At 45.2% G+C, this 3,520-nt stretch carries 3 protein-coding genes; all 3 read right to left on the bottom strand.

The features are described from left to right. Positions 1–62: 62 nt before the first annotated feature. The 3 genes from Q1K24_RS09535 to Q1K24_RS09525 are packed head-to-tail and all read right to left on the bottom strand — an operon-like array spanning position 63 to position 3,343. On the bottom strand, positions 63–953 hold the full coding sequence (locus tag Q1K24_RS09535; protein WP_300369428.1) for a methionyl-tRNA formyltransferase: 891 nt from the start codon (positions 951–953) through the stop codon (positions 63–65). Further along, positions 947–2,101: a LegC family aminotransferase gene (locus Q1K24_RS09530; protein WP_300369425.1), complete on the bottom strand. Its 1,155-nt coding sequence runs from the start codon at positions 2,099–2,101 to the stop codon at positions 947–949. Before Q1K24_RS09530 ends, Q1K24_RS09535 begins: the two co-directional genes overlap by 7 nt. A gap of 3 nt (positions 2,102–2,104) precedes the next feature. Continuing rightward, positions 2,105–3,343, bottom strand: a complete 1,239-nt coding sequence (locus Q1K24_RS09525) for a UDP-N-acetylglucosamine 4,6-dehydratase (RefSeq protein ID WP_300369431.1) — start codon at positions 3,341–3,343, stop codon at positions 2,105–2,107. Positions 3,344–3,520: the final 177 nt, after the last annotated feature.

The raw sequence follows: 3,520 nt of genomic DNA, 5'->3' as shown, positions 1-3,520 counted from the left end.
TTTCCGCCAGTTCGATCGAACCATTGTGGTTCACTCCCGCTTCGGCGATGATAAATACATTTTCAGATTTCAAAGCGATCTCCCGTTTTGAATTTTCCATCATATTCGTACTCTATGACCTCTACAAAAGTGTCGAGAGTTTTTACAATGAAACCATCTTTGGTTTTTTGTAATATCGCTCCTGGAATGCCCTTGTATACTGGGGCATTTTCTATGTAGCGTACCCGATTAATCTTCATAGTTTTGCCGTGAAGACGTGAATGTGCCTGGGGACCAGGGTAGCAGATGGCTCTTACAAAATTGAAGATTTCCCGGCTGTTCTGACGCCAATCCAATATTTCATCACCGAATTTTCGCTGCGTACAATAAAAACCAAAGGGATGGATTTCGGTCTGCTTTTTACCTTTGGGAACTCCCTTTTTGAAAAGAGCAACAGCATCATAGAGAATTTCAGCACATTCGATATAGGCCCGTTCCAAAAGTGTGGCATATGTATCTTTATCGGTAATTGGGAAAACCCTCTGCAATATGATATCACCTGTATCTATACCTTCATCAACATAATGTACGGTAATACCAAACTCCTTTTCATCATTGATGAGTGCCCAGTTCAAAATATTTCTTCCCCGATAGAAAGGAAGTTTTCCGGCATGACAATTGATTGTTTTATAAGCTGGAAGTGAAATGATTTCGGATTTGAATATCTGGTTGAATGACATGGAGATAAACAGATTACACTGAAAGACTCTGATTCTATCCATAAACTCCCGGGAATTGATATCACTATGCTTCAAGTAGGGAATATCATAATGTGTACAATACTCTTTCAGGGCTTGATCTTTTGTATCGTATCTTACGCATATAAACTGAATTGAAATATCACGATCCATAATCAGTTTTTCAAAAGCTCTATGACTCCATGGACCATCGGCGAAATAACCAATTTTCAGCATTGTACACTCCTGTGACTGCTTGGAATATTGACTACCCGTTCTTCGAGCCACTCGACATTTTCAAGAGATCCATGTTGAACATCTTTGAACATGGCGAGCCGGTTCATCAGGCGCCAGATCGGCCGCGTCATGACGCCAGCATTATTGCACTCTTTCAAAAAAATGTCTCTTGCTTCGCTGTTTTCAAGCATGATGGCATTGAGCCAATAGTTGCTTTTCGAGCTTTCTGGTTCGCTGACAAATGTAATTTTCGGCTTTTTCGAAAAATATTTTCGGTAGATATCCGCCATTTGACGCTTGTCTGCAAGAATCTCTTCGAGCTTCTCCATCTGTGCGCAGCCAAGCGCCGCATTGATATTGGGAAGCCGGTAATTGTAGCCGATTTCGTCGTGAATGTACTCATAGGGATGGGGCACCTTGGCTGTAGTGGTAATATGTTTAGCCCGTTTTGCCAGTGCTTCGTCATCGGTAACAATCATTCCGCCGCCGCCTGTGGTGATCGTTTTGTTGCCGTTGAAACTGAATGCGGAGACGGTGCCAAAGGCTCCGGTATGCCTCCCCTTATAATAGCTTCCCAGACTCTCGGCCGCGTCTTCGACCAGAGGAATTCGGTACTTTTCGCATATTTCGGCGACTTCTTCGATTCTACAAGGATGGCCGAACGTATGCATCGGAGCGACGGCACCAATCTTTTTGCCTGTGGTTTTGTTGATACATGTACCATTTTGCATCGTCGTATACTCTTTCAAAAACGCTTCAAGACTTTCGGGGCTCAGACCCATCGTATCTCTGTCGACATCGATGAAGACAGGTTTGGCGTTACAGTAGCTAATGGCGTTGCATGTGGCGATGAATGTAAGTGGCTGGGTAATCACTTCGCACTGCTCATCAACACCGACAAGTTTGAGAGCGATATGAAGTGCAGCCGTTCCATTTACGGTGGCGATGGCATATTTGGTACCGACAAACTCTGCCACCATCTCTTCAAATCGGTCGACAAATTTCCCAACACTGGAGACGAAAGTGGAATCGATGCATTCCTCGACATATCTCTTTTCGTTGCCCATGAAAACCGGGGTATGCAACGGGATAAAATCGTCCATATTGTAAAGCGAACGAATAAAATCGATGGTCTCCCGATACCTCATCGATTACATCTTCTCATCGAGATTTTTTCCCGTCTCTTTATGCCCAAAATCGGGAATCATTTTGGAAAAGAGCTTCACGATCCGCTCCTTGCTCCAGGAACCTTCTTGGCGCATGGCCGCGATCGTTGCTTCGAATTCGTTCAGCAGAGTGTCATTGAATAGAGGTTCGTTTTTGATGATACCGATATTTTCAAAGCGGTCCATATCGAGTGTCTCTTTATCGGTGTAAAACTCTTCAAAATCCTTTTCTCCCGTCGTGTCACTTTTGGTAAAAAAGCAGGGCCAGATCTGGGATTGGGATTTTGGAATCGGATTTTTATGGTTGGAGAGTTCGACGGCCATGGAGCGGGCCTCCTCTTCGCTCTGGCATATATAGGGTTCATATCCAAGGTTCTCGAGATATTTGATGGCGATATCGGCAAAGGAGATCAGGTGGTGCGCTTCGGATAGTTTTGGAAAGAAAATGTCGCGATTTTCGCCGAATACACAGCTCATCAGACAGAGCTCTCCCGACTCCTGAGGGGTGACGAAATAGCGCTTGATGTCATTGGGAGCGACAATGGGCTGACGTTTGGCGATGCGCTGATTGAAGCTGTACAAAAGGGATCCATCCGAAAATGCGACATTGGCGAACCGTGCCGTAGAGACAGGAATGGCAAGGCTGCGACGCATCAGAAACATCTCCATAATCCGCTTACTCGCCCCCATCATGTTGACCGGGTTGGCCGCCTTGTCGGTCGAGACGCAGAAATATTTTTCGGTTCCCTTTTCAATCGACTGGCGAAGTGTCTTGTCAGTGTTAAAGATGTTGACGTCAATCATGCGCATCAGCGTCCAGGGATCCTTTTCGCTACGCACGTGTTTGAGCGCTGAGAGGTTGAGTACGTAATCATACTTTCCATCAGCGGCTATGAAAGTGTCGTAGATGTCACTACCGATATCGAGTGCGAAGGTTTTGAATTCCCCGTCGATATACCCCAACGAGCTGCGAATATCGCGCACCAGCTCCACAAGGTTGTTTTCGCTGATATCGACCACATGAAGCTTGCGGGGATTGCGTTTGAAGATCTCCTTGACCACTGCCTGTCCAATGCTACCAGCGCCACCAATGACAAGAAAACGCGCCTGTTCAATTTCTTTTTTAAGAAGTGCTTTATGGCATACAATATCTTCTTCAAACAACGCCCGTTTACGACCTATCAATCGTAATAACTCTTGTTCCACACTGTCGCTCCGCCTCATCATATTTTATGTTTCAAGCAATTACTATGCCATCAGCTGCTTTGGTATAATCGGCTCATGGCACGTATCGATCAAATTCTATTTTATCAAAATGCCGTCAAAAAGTACGGACTCAACGCCAGAGGCGTCGCCTGGAGCGACGAAACACGCCAGAAAAAACGTTTTGCAGCACTTTTG

The sequence above is a fragment of the Hydrogenimonas sp. genome (assembly GCF_029932565.1).
Lineage (GTDB): Bacteria > Campylobacterota > Campylobacteria > Campylobacterales > Hydrogenimonadaceae > Hydrogenimonas.
The sequence above is the reverse complement of the archived record's forward strand: the minus strand, read 5'-3'. Positions and strand labels throughout refer to the sequence as shown.